At 51.0% G+C, this 19714-nt stretch carries 16 protein-coding genes; 1 reads left to right on the top strand and 15 read right to left on the bottom strand.

Annotated elements, in window-relative coordinates:
• Positions 1 to 27 precede the first annotated feature (27 nt).
• A complete protein-coding gene (locus AABZ39_04860) occupies positions 28 to 204 on the bottom strand; it encodes a hypothetical protein (protein ID MEK6794083.1) in 177 nt (58 codons plus the stop codon).
• A 252-nt stretch (positions 205 to 456) separates the two neighbouring features.
• On the bottom strand, positions 457 to 2913 hold the full coding sequence (locus AABZ39_04855) for a hypothetical protein (protein ID MEK6794082.1): 2457 nt from the start codon (positions 2911 to 2913) through the stop codon (positions 457 to 459).
• Positions 2914 to 3839: 926 nt separating this feature from the next.
• On the opposite strand from AABZ39_04855, the gene AABZ39_04850 reads away from it, so the two are divergent.
• On the top strand, positions 3840 to 4973 hold the full coding sequence (locus tag AABZ39_04850; protein ID MEK6794081.1) for a hypothetical protein: 1134 nt from the start codon (positions 3840 to 3842) through the stop codon (positions 4971 to 4973).
• Positions 4974 to 5104: 131 nt separating this feature from the next.
• Here the strand turns inward: AABZ39_04850 and AABZ39_04845 are convergent, their stop codons facing one another.
• The 13 genes from AABZ39_04845 to AABZ39_04785 form a co-directional block, all read right to left on the bottom strand.
• Positions 5105 to 5512, bottom strand: coding sequence for a hypothetical protein (locus tag AABZ39_04845; GenBank protein ID MEK6794080.1), 408 nt, complete (start codon positions 5510 to 5512; stop codon positions 5105 to 5107).
• 730 nt (positions 5513 to 6242) lie between these two features.
• Positions 6243 to 6698 (bottom strand): hypothetical protein, encoded by a 456-nt coding sequence (locus AABZ39_04840; protein MEK6794079.1) that lies wholly within the window; start codon positions 6696 to 6698, stop codon positions 6243 to 6245.
• Between the two features lie 135 nt (positions 6699 to 6833).
• Entirely contained in the window at positions 6834 to 7370 is a 537-nt protein-coding gene (locus AABZ39_04835; protein MEK6794078.1) for a cyclase family protein, read from the bottom strand.
• Positions 7371 to 7386: 16 nt separating this feature from the next.
• On the bottom strand, positions 7387 to 8472 hold the full coding sequence (locus AABZ39_04830; protein MEK6794077.1) for a glycoside hydrolase family 172 protein: 1086 nt from the start codon (positions 8470 to 8472) through the stop codon (positions 7387 to 7389).
• A 46-nt stretch (positions 8473 to 8518) separates the two neighbouring features.
• Entirely contained in the window at positions 8519 to 8764 is a 246-nt protein-coding gene (locus tag AABZ39_04825; protein ID MEK6794076.1) for a TIGR04076 family protein, read from the bottom strand.
• Complete coding sequence (locus AABZ39_04820; protein MEK6794075.1) at positions 8761 to 9639, bottom strand: NAD(P)-dependent oxidoreductase; 879 nt, start codon at positions 9637 to 9639, stop codon at positions 8761 to 8763. The genes AABZ39_04825 and AABZ39_04820 overlap by 4 nt, the downstream gene beginning before the upstream one ends.
• 73 nt (positions 9640 to 9712) lie before the next feature.
• The gene (locus AABZ39_04815; protein ID MEK6794074.1) at positions 9713 to 9850 is read right to left on the bottom strand and encodes a hypothetical protein; all 138 of its coding nucleotides are present in this window, start codon (positions 9848 to 9850) and stop codon (positions 9713 to 9715) included.
• A gap of 558 nt (positions 9851 to 10408) precedes the next feature.
• Positions 10409 to 12358, bottom strand: a complete 1950-nt coding sequence (locus AABZ39_04810; GenBank protein MEK6794073.1) for a cellulase family glycosylhydrolase — start codon at positions 12356 to 12358, stop codon at positions 10409 to 10411.
• Positions 12359 to 12453: 95 nt separating this feature from the next.
• A complete protein-coding gene (locus AABZ39_04805) occupies positions 12454 to 13377 on the bottom strand; it encodes a glycoside hydrolase family 130 protein (GenBank protein MEK6794072.1) in 924 nt (307 codons plus the stop codon).
• Between the two features lie 469 nt (positions 13378 to 13846).
• Positions 13847 to 15130: a hypothetical protein gene (locus AABZ39_04800; GenBank protein MEK6794071.1), complete on the bottom strand. Its 1284-nt coding sequence runs from the start codon at positions 15128 to 15130 to the stop codon at positions 13847 to 13849.
• Between the two features lie 89 nt (positions 15131 to 15219).
• The gene (locus tag AABZ39_04795) at positions 15220 to 16272 is read right to left on the bottom strand and encodes an NAD(P)-dependent oxidoreductase (protein ID MEK6794070.1); all 1053 of its coding nucleotides are present in this window, start codon (positions 16270 to 16272) and stop codon (positions 15220 to 15222) included.
• A 181-nt stretch (positions 16273 to 16453) separates the two neighbouring features.
• Positions 16454 to 17329 (bottom strand): glycyl-radical enzyme activating protein, encoded by an 876-nt coding sequence (locus AABZ39_04790; GenBank protein MEK6794069.1) that lies wholly within the window; start codon positions 17327 to 17329, stop codon positions 16454 to 16456.
• Positions 17326 to 19656: a pyruvate formate lyase family protein gene (locus AABZ39_04785; GenBank protein MEK6794068.1), complete on the bottom strand. Its 2331-nt coding sequence runs from the start codon at positions 19654 to 19656 to the stop codon at positions 17326 to 17328. Before AABZ39_04785 ends, AABZ39_04790 begins: the two co-directional genes overlap by 4 nt.
• Between the last annotated feature and the right edge of the window lie 58 nt (positions 19657 to 19714).

Raw genomic sequence — 19714 nt, 5'->3', positions numbered from 1 at the left:
TTGGAAAAACAGAGGACTCGGCCTCTGTTAATCGATCTCGATGATGTCGTCGTGGAACTGAAATGATATGCCACACTTGCGTAGTGCGTTGAGTATGGCGAAGCGGCTGAACGACACCGTTATGCGATACGTTTTCACGGAGACGAACTCGAGAATGCCGTTGTCGATGGCAGACTCGAATAGTGGATATACTTCGACTGGCATAACTACCTCCGATGATAGGTTTATATGAAAAAGACGTACGGACTGTTAGGACAATCCGCACGCCTGTGACAAGGGATTTAGCGACCAAATGGCCGTACAAATATGATTTCACCAAGAGAAAATAACCTGCCGTTCAACGGCAGATTGTCTTTATATTTATTGCACTACAACACTTCACGTCGCTCTCGGCATTAACAGACGAGACGCAATGCCAGTACCGCACCTTCAAGATGACAATTTAATTTACCTACGTTATTTCAGAATGCTCAAGGTGCCACGCTCGGCTTTGACATACTCAACATACATCTCGTGCTCGATTGGTCGGTTTCGATCGCATATCATCTCGGTGATCGTTTTCAACACAACACCAGGTATGAACTTGAACATAAAACCGAATCTGCTATGCCGACCTTCTCCCGCTCGGTTCTTGAATGCAAGCACACCAATTATTAGCATCGACGCAATATAATCGTCTTTCACTTTAAGTCCTTCAACCCACGGAGTGATTGTCGATTTCAAATAATCGGCTGCCAGTGAGAACATTTTAGACTTACAAAACTCAAGGTAGCGGTCTAACAAGGGATTCTCTAACCGCATTCCTCGTGGACCGTCAGTGACGATGAAGCCGAGCTCCTTCACAAGATCACCGTACTCAGCCATGATATCGCCTATAAGCGCTTTACATAGCTGACACGACATTCTTGGCATCACGTACTCGGTTTCATCAGGCATAAAATCCAACAACATTGCCCGAACCAATTCGATAATCGGATTAGCGAATGTTGTTTCAGCGAGCACGGTCTTGATATCCTTTGACAGCTCACTGATCGGCGTTGCCGGAAAGTCGATCTTGCCTGCCAATAATCTATACGCATCTGGTAGGTGTAGCTTTTCCTTTGCTACAATTTGTGCAATGGACGTTACGTTCGGGATCATCGTCTCAGCCGACACCTTTTTCTTGCACGAAATTAATCCATTCAGCAACGATTTTTCAAGGTCCCAGCACGCTCTTCGGATTTCCAATTGACTTAGATGCCCCTCACGTTCCGTCCTGAGAATAAGCGCATCGATCAAATTGTTGCCGATGTCAATACGTTCTCCCACGCTCAACGCATACAATATCGCGGCATTCTCCTTCATTGCCGACGAATATTGTGCCTTCATAGTGGGGCAGTATTTTTGTAGGTTTTCCCGGCTGACCTTTAGCGGCACGCTTTCAAGATCAAACCCCGAAATAAAGCGTAATCCAGAGATACTCCGAGTAACAAGGAGATGGTCCCCATCCAGGTCAGCATTGAAAGCAGATAAATCGTCAGGATGGACGCTGCAATAATCTGCTTCCCAATCCCCTTTAATCACCCGCATCTCATTGATACTTGTCACTTGAAATGGAGGTCGCGCGACGACAGCCATCTCGTTCTGAAATTCTCTCCTCAGAAGTGAATAGTCATTTGCATTCAGCATTATGCTGCCGCGTGGCACTAATGTGCTGCTTGTCAGAAACAAACGAAATCCTTTTGTTTTCCATTCCAGAGCTGATTTCATACGTTTCATTGTGAGGGCTTTCTTCACCAGATTCGGAAGTCCAACTTTGTCATACAAACTCATAGAACAACGTTTAATCATCGACAGCGAATCCCGGATCTCCTCCACTGGAAGGTCTTCGTCGCCATCTATTTCATCAATGCTGCCGAGTATCTCATCGACCATGGCAGCATCGGTATAGAATGCCGATGAAAAACGAAGTGCATTTTGCAGCGCCTTATCCTCGTACGCGCTAGTGTCCGTCCACACGAGCTTGTTTGCCATTTGTAAACTGATCTGTTTTAGCGTGGAAAACGAATCATGGAATAAGCTACAATCGTGACAAAATGCCATCATCTGATATTTACCTGCCGGGCATTTTTTCACGGTATCACTCGTCGCCACAACCTTTCCGTCCATGAGCATCGTTTTAACAGAGTCACAGAACTCCGGCTTTATCACTCCGGATAATTGAGCTGCAGTAATCGGTGCGATGATGCCCTTGAAAATGTGAAGACCGCTTTCAGCTTGGACCAGCCCTCGGATTTGCAAGACATCGTTGTCGCTGCATATTCCTCTCGGATGATGAAGAACAGTTTTGCCAGTGGGAAAAACATATGCACAGCCGTCTAATACTTTAGGATGTGTTAGCCACTCCGCCGGTATAATCTCCACAGTGAACGTCATTGAATTTTCAAATACAGGCGTTCCCAGATACGACATCGTCTTTGCAATGTCCTGAATTGTAGTCGGACTGAATCTTGCACTCGCAAACCGTTCCATGTTGAGCTGTAATCCCTCACGGAAATCGGGATGCTTTACGAAAGGTACGACCACCTCAAAATCGCCGGAACTATACACAAGGCTCGGGACAATGCTGCCACCGATCTCCGCCTCAATCATGGAAATATTATCCTCCAGCTCACGTTGCGCCCCGTATACATATTCATCTACATCGAAATCATCTTTCAGCAACGTTTCATTGGAAGGCTTAAGGCGCGGCTTCGGTATGCATACAAGCCCGTCGATCACCTTCGAGAGAAGATAAGACACCTTCACTTCAAGGTCTTGTCCATAGACAGGCATAGAAACTTGCGTATACTTCGGTGCTGGTTTTACAACTTCCTCCGCTACAGATTGATCCTTGATAATCTCCGTGAGACGTTTAACGATGTTTTTAATCATACAAATATCCTCCTTTTTTACGCTGAGACTTTTATGTTGCTGACATATAAATCAGCAACGACCAATGTTCTCCCACGAATCGACAGACAGTGCGGCTTTCCTCCAAAGTACCCAATTCGCTGACATCTTTGCCCTGATCGTAAACGCAAAAGCTCAGCCTGTGCGTAGGCTGACGCCCGTTTGTCTGCTTCGATTTTATCGAAGGCAGAGTAAATAATAGTGTGCATAGAACTTCTCCCTGAGCTCGGTTTAACCACCCCGGTGCGTGCATGCTTTCCCGAAGTTGGTGCCGAACTCAGTAGGTCCCCGCGGATCGCCAGAGTTTCAGTGCCTATTAGGCGTTTCAATAAATAGGCTGCAGTGGCAAACTATTCAAAAGTATTTCGACCTGTATTGCCGACTATTGCTCTACGATGCTCTTTGAATCTCAATGATGCTTTACGTTGCTTAGTGTTGCATCAGGTGAAAACGATAATTGCGCCGCCGACCTGTTTCAATAAGCTCTCTGCTACAATGCCTCTATATGCTTATTGGAGGCCCGTGGCGAGGTCTTTACCCGCCGATAGTACAAATATGTGGTCACGACGGCGAACTCTTTATTGTGGCCCGTTTTTGACGCTATACGGCGACCTTGATCTATTGGCACTTGATTATCCGGGCTTGACCGGCGAATTATACAAAAAGATTTTAGCCTCTATTGCGCCGCCGCTCTCTCTATCATATATATCCGGCTTATCTCCCGCTGGGATGTCGAAAGTCGAAAATGATATTGTCCATAAATGGCCAGTGAACTATGACCTCATGGAGTCGAGTATACCACGGTCAAAACATGTGGTATAATTACTTTATCCATGATGAGCAGGAGCTCATGGACATGACATAGCAAAGAATATACACCAAGATAATTCACCAATTGGAGAACACCAATGAATACGATTATAAACGCATCGGAGGATGCAAACGATAATATTGACAAGAGCAAGACAGAAAGCGCCCGTACATGTGGCAAATGCGGCAATACTTTTCTCAGCAGGACAAGAAAGAAGTATTGCCCCGCCTGTGCCGCAGAGAAGGTAAGAGAAGACAAGCGGCGATGGAATCGTGAGCATCCGGAGGCAATACAACGAGCTGTAGAAAAGTATTTGAATAGTGAGAAGGGAATAGCGTATCTGCATTCACCTAAGCATCTCGTCGATTATGTGTTCGGAAGATTGCATAGGTATGGCGTTGCAGGCGAAGCTATCGTTCTGAATGCAATCTGGAAGAACCACTACAATGACGTGCTGGTTGTCCACGATCGCAGTCAACTTACAAAAGATGAGTTGAGCCCCGCGCGTTCATGGGACAAAGAGACTGATGTTTTCGACATGACGTATGGATTTGGATACGACATACGAAGCTTCTGGGCATATTTCCCAAACAATCTTCTTGAATCAAAGGCTGCGAGTGATGCCGAGCGAGAACGATTGGCCGCAAGTAAAGGAATGCCACTTTTTATACTGGAGTTCGGCAAACATCAGGTAGAAGGCGACGTTGAACATCAGGACTGTATCTCAAAGATAGCGAATGAACTGGCCGAAGTGAATACGTTCGCGCCGCCATCTGGAGAGATCGGGAACATTCACGCCATAGAGGGCGTTGAGATGCACTCCAATTTCATTCTGCCGCCGAATGAGATTCTGATGCCTACTGTGCCGCCGCAGCTCGGTGGCTCGAAGTACGAGTTTGTTCTTCATCCGAACAAGTACATATACGTTCTGACGAAAAACAAGCCGGAAACAGAGAAGTACCTGATGCAATACGATTATGTGAGAATCGTTAACGATCTTACGCCCTATGCATCGGTGGAGAATGTGACTGCTCTGATGCAGCATTGCGAGGTATTTCTCACTCTCGAAGAGCGCGTGTATATGGTCGGTTTGAATCGGATGATATATCCAAATGGGTATAAGCCGTGTATTCCGATTGACGTGAAGATAGTGCTGTTTGCAGATGATCCTGCGACTGTGCAAGCTCCGCGTGGCTACATCGTAAAACCGAAACGTAAGAAAGCAGCGTAAGAGTATTGCCGAAATGATGGCGGGAAACTGGACAGCCCAGAATCCCGCCATTATTATTTGATCACCTTGACTTACCGAATAGCAGCATGATGACCGCGCACACGATACATACGATTATTGCGTGCATCATATTATTTACCCTGTGCTGTATTCTGCCGAGCGTTGTAATTGAAAACCCACAGCTTGAAATAGCGCCCAATGAGCGCGCCATTAATATCAAGCATTGAAATATATCCGTCGGACACGATAATTGTACCAGAGTTCATCACGCCGTTGGTCTTAGTAACCGCAACAGTGTCGATCTTCAGCCAGTTAGACTGATCCGTTGAGACATATAATTCGACGGCGTCCTCACCCTGAATCCTTGAATCGTGTATTTCAAGATATGTCCCAAAAATTGGATCAGTGAAATACATATTAGACAATAACTTGCCGGAAACCACTATGTACCCCGATGTTTTCGTCGGGTCGTACGATGAATACGAGCTACAAGAAATAACGAGTGCTGCCATCGCCGCCAATAATATAAGCTTATGCATATTTTGCCTCCAGGTTAGCTTCATGAGGAAAAACGAGGCTTAGCCGTCCGGGATAGTTCCGGATAAGAAAGCACCTTGTCAGTGCCGCGCCGCCAACTAGAGCACAGTTTTGCTATGGGACAGTCATATATCCGGAAAGACGCTATATAAAGGCTGAACCCGTGAATTGAGGGTAGATGTACCCCTCGGGTACCTAAGAGCTATTTGTTATCAGGGGGAGTGAGTAGGGAAGGAGAATTCAACAAGAGTACACAATATGTAGAGAACGATATTATATAATCGCATACTCGGACACCGGGGCATGACCATCCCCGCTGTCCGATTGTCCGATGGCGCGTAAACCCATAGATTTCCGGTAGTTACGCTGGACAAACGCTATTTGTCCGGCTTTGTCCGACTGTCTGCCATGGGATACCTGTGTTCCGCCGCGCCGTCACTATAATTCAAAACGACCGCATCAAGGGCTTAAGCAGTGCATCCCGAAGGGATATACGCCTCAAAAGAAGGGGCTGATAGCCGCTGATGCTATTATTGGCGGTTTGTATCACCATTACTATCGCAAGGTGGCATAGGCGTGGATTTAAGTACCCACGCACAGATAGTCATGCATTGTAAAGATGCATGACGAGCCAAACCTCAGTACATGAAATGCGTTCTGAAAAGCATATGCCGGACCGGCAGGGCACTTTCTCAGTAGAGCTCATGCCCCTTTTGCTCGATCAATACAATATTAGCCGAATTGAATGATGTACATCCGTATTCCGAATTCATGACCGAAAGTGAAGTTCTGCAGTACCGCGAAATTAATGGCATAGTAGAAGGTCATAAAACCGCCGATTGAAAAGCCCGCTTCCGGTGAGATTCGTAGCACGAACTGGCTCATGTCGGTCCCGACCGAAGCGCTCGCGCCGAACATCGGCCCGACCGATCCTGCAAATATACTTATGTACGGTCGTACATACAATCCTTTCATGCTGTATTCGGTAATAATGCCTTTGTTCATGCCGATGGGTTCCGATGATGGAATGAGAATATCGCGCCAATTATATCCCGCTGAAATGCAAAGTGAATTCTGCGTGCCAAATCCGAATATCACGCCGTGGCTCGACTTCCCCATTGAGCTTTCGGTGGTGCTTGTTTGACAAAAAAGCGAAGCTGCCATGATTAAAAAAAGCGCGAGGATCATGAAATGTCGCAGCGTACTCCTCCTGATTATCGTAAGGTGGCGTAGGTATGGAATAATGTCCCCCCACGCCGTCAATGCCATCGTTTTATTCTACCACGCTTCTAGCGACGCGAGCCATTGCTTATACAGAAACAATTACCCGTCCGGATTTATTTCTAATGGCTCCGCGAGGATTCTGCACGGCGCGGCGTTGGATGTTGTAGAGTAGACTGGGAAACAATAGAGCCTGTATTTCATGGCATTGAGCAGGTACAGATGGACAAGATTTTCAACAGCATGTGCTTCGTTATCCGCAAGATATTTGTCCATCCCGTTATGTTCCGGTCCGGCCGCCCCGCCATAGATTCCTGGTGAATCAACAAGCATGAGCACAACTTTCCTGGAGACCAGAAGTTCAATCAGTTTTTTGTCGATCCATGGACACTGGTCATATGCAGGGATCCCCCTGTAGCGCTCCCATCCTGTCTTGATGATGACGGAGTCTCTCCGTTCGACATCCGCCAGTGCCTTTAGTCCATCCAGGTCTACATTCACCGGAGAGGCTGAGATGTCGAGCAGGATGCATCGCGTGATGAGCGTGTCGTCCGAAAGTCTCGCCCCGGCATAGAAGAGGTCCACATGGGTCCTGGCGCGGTCCGTCAGGGTCTCAATATCAGCGGTCAGGTCAATCATTCCCGACTCCTTAACGTCAGAATATCAGGCCGCTCTCGACTCCGTCCGTGGACAACTTTTTTTCGCGGACTGCGTTCAATGCGTCAACTTCCCATGGCTGTTGCCCGATACCGCGAATGCGTTCCGCACGGGAAGGGATCGAAGGCAACGATTCCTTGGTCAAATTCTGATACCAATAGGCGACACTGCACCAGTCGTCGCTCCTCTCGTCAAAGTCGCCCGTTCCACCAAAACCGATCTGGGTGTGTTCAACCTTCATGTCGTTCTGGAAATAGATCGGATCCATCAGATGAAAGCGGTAACAGCCGCAGTAGTAACGATCATCTAACTCAGGATGCTTTACCTGGTAGTTCGATCCGCCATACATGGACTGATGGACACCCAGACCCCAGGCTGAGAGGAACCAGTCCGACCATCCGGTCCCTACGATGGAAGGAACCGTCTTGTCTCCGTCGATGTAGAACTGAAACTCACCCTCCCGCCAGCTACCCTTCGTGCACGGCAACGCGGAGATGAGCGTACCGACATAGACACCGGGCGTCTTCCGCGCGGTCATGATGATATGATTCTTGCCCACAGGCGGCACGCTTCTGTTGAAGTGCGCGTGGAAGCGTCCCATATCGGGAGTGACCTTGTCACCGAGGGTGAAATTTATCTGATAGAAGAGACGTACGCGCTCATCCTGGTCGTTGTCGAATTCAAGGATAAAACGTTTCTTGAACGGCATGGGAAAGAAACACCAGAACCCCTTTCCTTCGCTGATGCCCAGGCAGGGAGTGGAATAGTGTCCCATCCTTCCATGGGCGGCGCCGAAAAAATCACCAAAGGGTGCTTCGACACTTGGGGACTCGGCCCCGTCCCAATAGATGCGCAGTATGAGACTGCGCAAGGATTCAGGCGACCTGTTGCCGATGGTCATCCAGATTCCGCGGACCGTTCCCGGACCGTCGACCTCCGCGATCCTTTTCTTTTCATGCGGTTGCAAATCGATTGAATGCCTCCATTCCGGCAAACGTCCGGCCTTGGCACCGGTCGGATTGCCGGCTGTGATGGAACGGGATTCGACTTTACGGAAACGGAAAATTTCAGGTGCGGCGATCATGGCATTTATCCTTCCTTTGAATGATGGTGTTTCTGCACACGAAGACTCATTCGGTTATATGTTGGGTCAGTTTCACTCTCACGATTCCGTCGGGACACGTGACCTTGAGGCTTCCGGAGACGGTTTTGGAATCCGCGCTCATCAAGTACATCGCATAAGGATAGATCGAATGCAGGAGCTTGGTGCAGATGCCAGCTTCGGTCATGAGTCCCACTTCAAACTTATCCCCCATCTTATGGTTGATGCACTTTCCAGCCATTTCCATCACTTCGACTTTCACAGTCTTCTTCACGGTAGTCTCCCTTTCAGCTTCCAGCCGAGTTTTTCCAGGTATCGCTCGAACGTAAAATGCGGTTTGTAACCGAGTTTAGCTTCGGCCTTCCGGATCGACCGCAAACGGTCCGAACCTTTCCATTCCACACCTGCCTTTATCATGAGCATCTTTGCACCGGGATAGTATCGGTCGATCAGGTCCATGGGCCGCAGGCGCAGATCCTCGAGGTCCGAGGGCTTGAACGGATTCCCGGCCATGACGTTGAAGGCTTCGAAGCCGTTCTCGGGTTCGTATCTAAGGCACAGGAATTCGCACTGCGCGACATCCTCCCGGCGAAGGCGGTTGTCAAGGAATTCTACATCGGGTTCCGGCATACCCGTAAAATTACCTGCGCGCAACATGATGCTCGCGATGCCATGGCGGGCCGCGTAGTAGTGCCCAATCTGTTCGGAAATAACTTTGCAAAGGTCGTAGTAGTTGTTCGCTGGCCGGGAGAGGTGGTACTCCTCTTCGATAATTCCGGGTCCATGAGCGTAGGAGTAGACCTCCTGGGTACTGAGAAAGATCATCTTCCTTACGCCCGCGAAAAGGGCGGCGCGGTAGAGGTGATGGGTGCTGACTGCGCTCATCTCCCACCAGGCGGTATAGGCCTCAGGGACCTTGGGTGTCCGGGGAAGCGCGTGGTCCGCGGTGCCAGCGGCATGGACGATGATATCGCATCCGGCAGCGTGTTTCGCCAGCGCGAGCTCATCCGCGATAGATATGCGAACGCATGTGCAGGGATAGGACATGGCCGACACGTCCACGGCAATCACCTCATGCCCGGACTCGAGCAGTTTCGGGATGAGCGCCTGGTTCGAATTGCCAGCGGCTCCGGTGACGAGAATTTTCATGGGTGACATCCTTCCCGCTTACGAGGTCTGAGGGTAATGGAATATTCGATATCGATACTTCATATCAATATTGTCAGCCACACGTTCGAACGAAGGGATCATAAGTGCTGCCGATAATGTCGCACTCAATTTTCTCACCAAGCATCGTATCTTTCTTATCTGCAACAATAATAACACCATCGCCATTTTTCGGCCTTGATTTTTCGGCCATATCATAGCATAATTAGGCCATAAGGATGTCAAGGATATACCTTCGAGCCGAGGGGTCATCTTGCGCCGACAGCCGGTGGCTCGTGAATGATGATGTTTTCGAACCGGCGGAAAACTTGGGTACGCATATTCAGGGGATTGTGTGCAGCACTATTTTGACTGCTGGGGCGATGCACCCACGAAATCAACAAAGGGCTACGACAACAACGATCAGGCATTCGATCTCTGGCCATCGCCAGAGGGACTTGTGCTAAACCATACGGTGACGCCGGAGTAACAACTCGCATTCCTAAAAAACGGGTGTCGTCACCAACGCTAAAACGGCGTTCAAGCGTGCGTCCGACGGATATATATACGAGGTGGCCATCTCCGCACGCGAGATAGTAGCGGTAAATCCTAAGCCCGACAGCGTGTTCAGTTTTGCGGCTATCATCAACGAAAATGACAGCAATTACCGTAAGCGCGAGCTTACACTCACACCTGCGGGCACAAAACCATTTATGCGGTCCGATTTCTATCCGGTGATTGTGCTGGAGAAGTTACAGGTACAAAACGCTTATTACCACTTCGCCAGAAATATCCCGCAGCTGAACGCCGGAAGCGATATCTCCCATGATGCTCCGCTTTTATTTGCAGAAGTTTCATCCCCAACGTTGATGAAACTCTCGGGCATTTTCTCGCAGACGATCGCGTTGGTGAATACTGCATCGGTATGATTGATAACGGTAAAATATCCCTCGCGCTCCGAGAGCGGATGATACGTTCTCTCGATGAACGGCGCATCGACAAGTTCGATCTTTTCGCGTATTCCGGCAAATTGTTTCAGATAATCGTAGACGCGCCACGCCGAATCGTTTTGAAGTGCATATGATGTGTTCGCGCGTATCGTTTCTATGCCGACACCAAGAAAGATCGCCGTGCCCTTTCCATACTTCTTTACTGTCATCGCGGGTGATCCATCGCTCCACTGCATAAGCACATCTGCGTTTGTATCGCGCACCGCAAGATGAACGTCCTGCTTTCCGGCAAGTGTCAGCCCCAGAAGTGCTGCCGGTGCTCCCGTTGTCGCTTTTGCCGTCATGCCGCGTGATGGCTCCCGATCGACATGCGTAAGCCCAAACACCTCGGAAGAACGCGTAAAATGCCCACCGTCGTAGGAGAGATAAAGCGTTGCGCCCTCGTGCACACGCTTCATAATACGATTCCAGCTCGTCGAAAAATAGTTTGCTCGGCCGGCAAGGGAGGGGCAAATGATAATGTCATACGCGTCGAGCGCATCGTCCGGGTAGATGAAGTCCGCTTCAAGCCCCGCCTGCTTGGCAAGAACGAATGCGTTGTAGAAAAGCGTCCATATTTCACCGCTGTTACACTTGCGGTCACGAATCACAATCGCCGCGCGTTTTTTCGTTTCCGGTAGTCGCTTTAGTTTGCCGACGATACTACTGAACTTCTTAAACTCATGTCCTGCAGGTTTCACCCGTTTATTGACGTCAATAAGCCCAAGACCGTCGTTCTCCATCTGCACCCAGCGGTAGGGGAGTTTTTCGCCGCAAGAAAAATCAACGCCACACCACCACAGGCAGCCAATGTCCCCGTTTGCAAAAAGACTGTAAAGCCGGCGACGGATGAAATCCGCTGATGCTCCTTCCGAAAGCATGGTGTCGCCGAGGGTTCCTGTTTCCTCACAGAGACAGGGCTTTTTTCCAAGCGATGAGTAGAATCTACTTCCCGCAGTGGCATGAAGATTCGGTCGCATGGAATTAAGTGAATCCATAAAACAGCCCGGCGTGAACACGGGATACGGATGCACGGTGAATACATCAACGCTCGCCGCCGTCGCATCGATACCCCAGGGAGTGCTGTCGGTTGCATAGGGAGAAAGCGAATGCATGCCGGATATCATCGGATGATTGCGGTCGTTGACGCGGATCTCATTTGCGATGGAGCGCATCCATGACCACGCCGCCTCGCCGCTCGGGCATTGTATGAAACAGTTATGTTCATTGCCATACTCCCATCCAATGATGGTACTGTTGTCGCTGTAGCGCTTTGCAAACTCCCCGCAGTAGAGAAGCTGCCACTTCATCATGAATGGATCGGTGTAGATGTTTCTGTCTTTGCGCCATGACACATCGAAGAGCATGCCGCTCATCCAGCCGGTCATTAGCGACACAATAAGTTTCAGCGAATGCTTCTTCGCAAGTGCCAGCACGGCGTCAAAGCGCTTCATCATCGTTTCATCGATCATCGCTGGGTTTTCACGTGACGATACCATTTCATTGTCGCGCATAATGATCTCGCCACAGTAGCCCATCGCGCCAACTTCTTTGAGTGGCTGAAAATCATTCCAGAGGGGAAAGATACGGACGGTGTTCATGCCGATGGCCTTTATCTCGGCAAACTCGCCATCAATCTCGGTTTCGTTCCACTCGCTCCACATCCGCGGGCCGTGATGGCGCGGCCAGTAATTGACGCCTAGCAGAAATTGATCACCGAGCATGTTGTTCATAGCATCCTCCCGAAGAATAGTATACTGTCAAAACTATCACACTAGAAAAATTCGAACACTTTCGTGTCAGAGGCTTCTCGATGTGCATCGCATTATCACCGCAACGTTGGCAGTGCATTCGCTATTGCAACTGCAACATATTTGTCGGTGCCTCCGTAATAGACAAACCACTTTTCTCGGAAGTATACCATCCCGACGAAAAAAATATCCCCGGCGAGATATTGTCCGGTTTTCTCGTACGGCATTTCGGGCTTAAAGAACATATCATCGCTTCGTGCGATGCAGCGCGAAGGATCGTTACGGTCGAAAATAGCACATCCTGCGCCGTAGATATTTTGCTTTTTAGCGGAATGATCAACACAGGCGCTGCCGTTATATAAAAGAACGATACCATCACGGGTAATGACAGCTGGCGGTCCCGCTTCGGTGACGGAGCTATCAAACATCCCCGTTCGCTTTGGCAGTACTATCGTACCGGGATCCCAAGTAATAAGGTCGTTAGAAACAGCAAGTTGTATATCATGGAAACCCCAATACATGAGATACTTTCCGTTTACTTTTGTGGCAACAAGACGCCCATCGACAAACGAACAGACAATGGAGCCGGATTTTGTGTACTTCACCGATTGTGCTCCCGGAAAAGCTGGACCGTGCTTTGTCCAGTTGCGAAGATCGCGCGATGTCGCCACCGCAAGGTGCGCCTGTTTTCTGTTCCATTGTGTATACGTAAGCACATAACTCCCGTCGTTGGTTTCAACAATCCGCGGGTCCTCGCAACCGCCATCCCACTCATTTTCCTTTTGTCCGTCATCTGCCGGGAAAAATACCGGCTCTTTTTCGCGCTGGAAATGTATACCGTCCTCGCTCACGGCTATCCCAAGCCGCGAGGTATGCGCACCGATCTTCATCTCGCCAGTATCGTCTTCGGCACGGTAAAGGACATACACTTTTCCGTCTTTCACGACAGCAGCAGGGCTGAACGTGTGCAGCGCTTCCCAGTGTATGGAGCGCCCGCGCATCGGGCAATCGAATACCGATGACGGATCGGGTGATATGACGGGATTGTCAGCCACACGTTCGAACGAAGGGATCATAAGTTTTGCCGATAATGTCGTATTCAATTTTCTCTCCAAGCATCGTATCTTTCTTAATCTGCGAAAATAATAATAACATCGACAGTTTTCGGCCTTGATTTTTCGGCCATATCATAGCATAATCGGGTCATAAAACCGTTAAGGCTATATCTCCAATCCAAGGGCTTGACATATCAATGTCTCTCACCCAACACTTTCCCACGATTTTGAGATGCATACACATAACGCCGTTGAGCTTGTCATAATCACCGGCGGTGTTGCCGTCCCGGCGAAGGCGGTTGACCGGCAAACTGTGGTGCACGAACTATCGATCGGCATCTGCATTCATTGATTTGAGGAAGCGTGCAGGGCTACGGCAGGGCATTATGTTATTTTTTCTTTCACTGCAATAAGGTCATTGCCGTTTTTCGGCCGGACGGGGATGTACGGACCATAGGTATTCCCGAAGCAAAGCCTGGGTGTCATTTCCCCAGTGGTCAGGCAGTAGACTCACAACCGGATACCCCCGTTTTCCACGATAGCTTTCCAGTGATGCACGGAAATCATGTTCGGAGACCCGGGGTGAATTGGTGCCGATATGGTCCAAATTGAGCTGAGTTTGCGGCGCCCCGTGGCTGCAGATGTTGTAATGATCTTCCATCAACTGCAGCCAAGCAGGGTTGCTTTCGATGACAAGATCATTGAGGCGCACCGCATCAAGTGCACGCGCGGTGAATGGATCGGCCAGATGGCCTTCAACCTCCGCGCCGGGGCTGAGCTCCTTGATGACCTCATGTGCCAGTGTCAGATTCGCGCGCATCACGGACCTGTCCTCGTAGGTAAAATCCAGTTTGAATTTTAGCGCGCCCATCCGAGTGTAGGGTGTGAACACCTGGCGGTAATGCGAACGTACCGCCTCCCGGGTGGAGTCATCGATCTGGAAATAGCGCAAGGGATACTGAAAACCGCCCTCGTTTGCCCCGGCAAATAATGGACCCATCGCTTGAGGGTTCTCCGCAAAAAATGGATGATCTTCGAGAAGGAAACAGGGCGCAAACCACAACCCTGGTATGTGCCCCGCACTACGGATACGATCGAACGTTCTTGTCAGGTCGGGAAAGTGATCCGTGTCGGGTTCATGACGGTTGAAGTCGAATGTGCAGGATCCCCGAAGCCACCCATGATCCAGCGTAAATACTCCGGGAGGAAAACCGAGATGATCTAGCCGGCGAAGGTATGTATCCACGAAGGCGTCATCCAGCACCTCCATGGGTTTTTGACATGTACGCTCTGCCAGTACTTTTTGCTCGACCCAGGTACAATATTCTACCCGACTGAGGATCTCAGGGTTTGCTACTGGACCGAGAGGCAGCAGCATATCACCAAGCAGCGTGTGATATCGCGCCCAGCCCTCCTCAAGTTTACCACGGTGGACAAAAATATCACTTGCTTGCGGGGCCTCTAACGTTATCACATCGCCTTTGCGCCGGAAACGACACCGGACATCCGGGGAGAGAAAACCCGCCACAAAAGCCGAGCCCTCCACGATGGGAGCACCGCTGGTTGAGCCGGCCCGCATGGCATTCGGCAGCAGATCAAAGTCACCGGCCTCACGGTAACGATCTGCATTCCAACCGCTGCGAAAATGAAGGAATAGGGTCCCGTTGCCGCAGGGAACGGTCGTGATCTCAAGACTCATTGCTTACCCCCAGTAACAGTAGTCATGGTTGCCCCCGCAAGTGGGGCTAGATTCGCCGGGACATCGCCGGCCAAATGTCCCGATTTCTATTATTTCGGCAAAAACTGGTCTGCCAGCATTTCGACGAAACGCCAGTTCGCTTCCTTGGTGCGCCCGGCGTTGTGCGGGGTATGCACGACATTGTGCCGCCCCAACAGCGCGTTACCCATTTCCAGTGGTTCGTGATCGAAGACATCCGCAGCTAGAGCCAACTCGTCGTTCAGAACACGGCGGTAGAGCTGATCACAGTCACAAATTTTCGCGCGGGTCACCATGACGACTAGGCACCCCTGCGGCAACGCGGCGATATGTTCCGTTTTGACCAGCCCTTCGGTTTGCGGGGTAAGCGGCACCATCGGCACGAATATTTCCGCGTCCCGCACCAATCGTTCAAGAAAATGTTCACGCCGGGCACCGGCCCGGTGGAAGCACGGTTCGCTGGCAAATGGATCCCACATCGTCACCTCGGCGCCGGAAAAGCTGCAAAAACTAGCATAGCGACTGGCGATATTCCCGGCGCCGACGATCCGCACCCGCTTCCCGGCAACCGTCCCGTTGACGAAATTCGGATCATCGCCGAATTGGTGTCCCCTTTGCCCCGGCTTCCCGATACCGTCCGGTTGTCCGTGTTCCCAATCATTCAGGCTGCTAATGATACGGTGATGCATCTGCGGAATTCGGCGCAAACCGCACAGGGTGAGCGCAAAGGCGAATTCGGAAACGGACTCCCCAAAGAATCCTTCACTCAGGTGACGGATAAAACGGATTCTGGCTTTTTCAATTTTTTCAATCATGACGCCGTCTTTCAAGGCCGGCACCGCCAGTTCACGCAGATTCGGCAGCGCGGTCAGGCTTTCGGCGGAAAATGGGATGTTCAGGCAGACAAGCCGCTCCACCGCCGCCGGGTTGGACAGAAAGTGATGCACCGCTTTTTTCCCCTCGTCCGGGTCCGCGGCAGGTTTCCACACATACGGCCGATCCGACGGCAGGCGCACGAACTCCACCGGCCCCTGTTCGCGCCACAGGTCGTGTAGCCGGTCCGCCGCCCACGGCCAAAAAAGATCAAAATCCGGATGCACCACGATCGCACTGGTCATGTTCATTTTATCCTCCGCTTGGTTTTTGAAAATTCGGTCCATTCCTTTTCAACCGCCGCCGCATACCGTCAAGCCCTCGTTCCATTCTGGCGCTGTTATAAATTTGAACAGGTATCATCCTTCTTCGCATAGAACAACGATACCCGCCAAAAATTTTTGCACACAGCACTGATCTTATGTAGAACTGTTACCTGGTCATTCGATCCCACCGCTCACGGTCTTCCTCCGTAGGTTCAAGCGCATCGCAGGCATACGCCGAACCGATCTGCACCGCCTTATCAGCTGCCATGGAATGATACGGCATGATCTCGAGCGTATGTTCACCCGGAAGCGAGCGGATGAATTGCCGCAGCGAGGAAAGATCATCATCCGTGTCGTTCATTCCCGGTATCAGCGGCAGCCGGAAGATAATCTCCGCACCGATATTGCAAAGCCATGCGGCATTCTCATGTATCATGCGGTTCGAAACGCCGGTGTGTTGTCGATGGCGTTCATCATCCATACCTTTGAGGTCAAAGAGGAAGAGACTAGCGAGCGGAGCGATGCGTTCGATCACCTGCCTCGATGCAAAGCCGCTTGTCTCCACCGCAGTATGTATCCCCTCGGCCTTTGCACGCGACAGGAGTTCGGCGCAGAGATCAGCCTGCATGAGCGGTTCACCGCCTGAGATCGTAATACCGCCGCCAGAGCTCCGGTAGAAATCCATATCCTTCATTACGTCGTTCATTATTTCATCGACGTTCATCATCGTCCCTTTTACGATGAGCGCTCCGTTCCCGCACGCCTTTGCACAGGCTCCGCAGGCGGTACAGTGCGAACGATCGATGGTATGGAGCGATATGCTGAGCACATGACATCCGTTCGGGCATGCAGCGGCACAGGCACCGCATCGGCTGCAGTTATGTTCAAGATACGCAAGCATAGGCTTCGGAGACTGCGATTCGGGATTATGGCACCATGCACAGCGGAGCGGACAGCCCTTGAGGAACACCGTAGTTCGTATGCCCGGACCATCGTTGAACGATGCACGGAGCACCGAGAGCACGATGCCCTTTGCATTCATGAGTAGAGCGTCCTCCTGATGATATCCCGCTGCATCTCCGGGCTTAATTCCACAAACCGTGCACAGTACCCGCCGACGCGCACGAGAAGATTCCCGTACTGCTCAGGATGCGTAAGAGCATTCTCAAGATCGTCCACGTTCACCGCGGTTATGGATGCCTGCTGACCGCCACGGCTGAAATACACCGTAAGCGCCGCTTTGAACTTGGTGCGTTCTGCCGTAAGAACAGTGCGTGAGAATTTCATGTTCGATGTCGATCCGCCGTTCTCCGCCGGGACTTTCGAGAGCGAATTAAGCAGTGCGGTAAGACCGTTCCTGTCCATGCCTGCCGACGGCACGGTGCCGACAGCGAACGGCTCGCCGCATTTCCTGCCGTCAGGGGTTGCGCCGGTATCGAAGCCCATGTAGTACGCACCGTCATTCACGCTGCTCACTACAAGGTAGTGAAGCCCGGCATCCTTACCGGCTTTCCGTGACGCCTGATGGATCGAAGTCCACACGCGGGCGAACATCGTATCCGCATCATCATCATCGTTGCCGAACTTGGGCAGTGCAAGGAGTTCTTTTCTCATGGTCTCTTTACCTGCGAAATCACGATCGAGCGCATCGACGATCTCCTCGAGCGTATATCGTTTCTGTTCAAAAACGATTTTGCGTATCGCAGCGAGAGAATCCGCGGTGTTCGCATAGCCGTGTCCGACCAGACAGGCGCCCATATATCTGAGTCCGCCGTCGAGTGTTGATCTGCCGCGCTCGAGACAGTCGTCCATAAGAAGACCGGCGAGAAGAAAGCTGCATTCATCACGATGCGTCTTATACTGTGCTGCAAAATTCTTAGCACCGAGCCTTGCACCGAAGGAGAGCTGCTTCTCGAATGCCGCATAGAGCTCCTCGAATGAATTAAAATCAGCAGGATGACCGGTACGCAGCCCTATCGGGTCGCCGAGAATGTTCTTCCCGTTATGCAGTGCCGCTTCGAGCGCCTTGACCACGTTGAACCCCGCCGTGATGGGTGTTGGGCTCATACCTGCAAGCGTGAACTCGCCGCAGCCGTGCGGGTGATAACGCATGGCCGTTGTAAGAGGCACATCAAAATGCTTCGCAACACCGGGAACGACGACATCATCATTATAGATGAGCGGCATGGTTGCTTCGTCAGCGAGAGCGGCAAGCGCTGTATCGAACAGACGTGAATCCTGATCCCGGTGATAACGGAACGTGAACTGCGGGGAAAGCTTCCGGTGACGCGGAATGGTCCGGAGCACGGCGAGCGCAAGTTCATCGGCATCGCGCTCATTCGTACGTCCGAGACCGCCAACGACAACGCGGTCAGCAAACCGCGATCCCTGCTCCTCCATCTTATTCCAGAACGCAAGGAGAAGGTCCTCCGCGGATGATTTTGAAAGCATGCCGGTGTCGATATCATGACGATAGAAACGGGCGAATACATCATCGAAACGGGCGAACTCCGGAAAATCAAAATTGACAATGGCATATATCCAGCAGAGCTGCAGCGCCTCGCGAAGCGTTTCCGGCGCACGTTCGGTTATGCTGATGAGCATCTTCTGCAGTTCGCGCATGCCTTCCGCTGCTGCACCGTCAGTGTTCCGGGCTAATTCTCCCGCCTGACAGGCATACTCAAGACAGACATCACGGACGATATCAAGCGCGAGTAGCGATCCGTCGAATAGATCGAGATCCTCGCCTTTTTCCTGCGCGCGTGCTCGTCGCGTAAGCACACGCTCATAAAGGCCGGGAAGTCCGCCGGAGAGAAGCTTGCTGTAATCGAGTATCATGCTGCAGCCACTGAGCCCGCCGCCGGAGATTTTCCCTCTTCCCTTCACCGTGTTGCCGCCATACTCCCACCGCACGTCAGCTTGGATATAGGTATGCATCTCCTCGTCCCATGCCTCGCGATATTTAGCGTTTATGCATTCATGCCGCCAGAACGCAGCAAGCTCCCTGAGTATGTCACGCTCTGCAGCCGTTCTTTTTTCATCGAACGGGGCATCGAATTCGAAGCAGTAGCCGCCCTGCTTCCCGCCACGCTGACGGTCCTGCGTGGTAGTCGATACCTGATGAGTGAAATAGGAGATAAGCCGCGGGCCGTTCCTCCCGGCAAAATGATCGTCATTCCTGAGTTTCCCGAGCATGGCAGGATACTGCGTCGCAAGGCACATCGCCTCGCGGACGGACTGCTGTCCTTTGCCGTATCGTTTATACATCTCAGTGAATGCCATGGCGTGTTGAATGACAGGATCGATCGCTATAGCATCAGTGCCTTGATCATTCTCTGCCATAACCGGATCAAGCAATACTGTGTTCATATAAAATCTCCATTGTGGTGATGACTAGATAATAACTGTTCGGCGCGGGAATATCTTG

It is taken from the genome of Spirochaetota bacterium (genome assembly GCA_038043445.1).
In the GTDB taxonomy this organism is placed as follows: Bacteria; Spirochaetota; Brachyspiria; order Brachyspirales; family JACRPF01; genus JBBTBY01.
The sequence above is the reverse complement of the archived record's forward strand: the minus strand, read 5'-3'. Positions and strand labels throughout refer to the sequence as shown.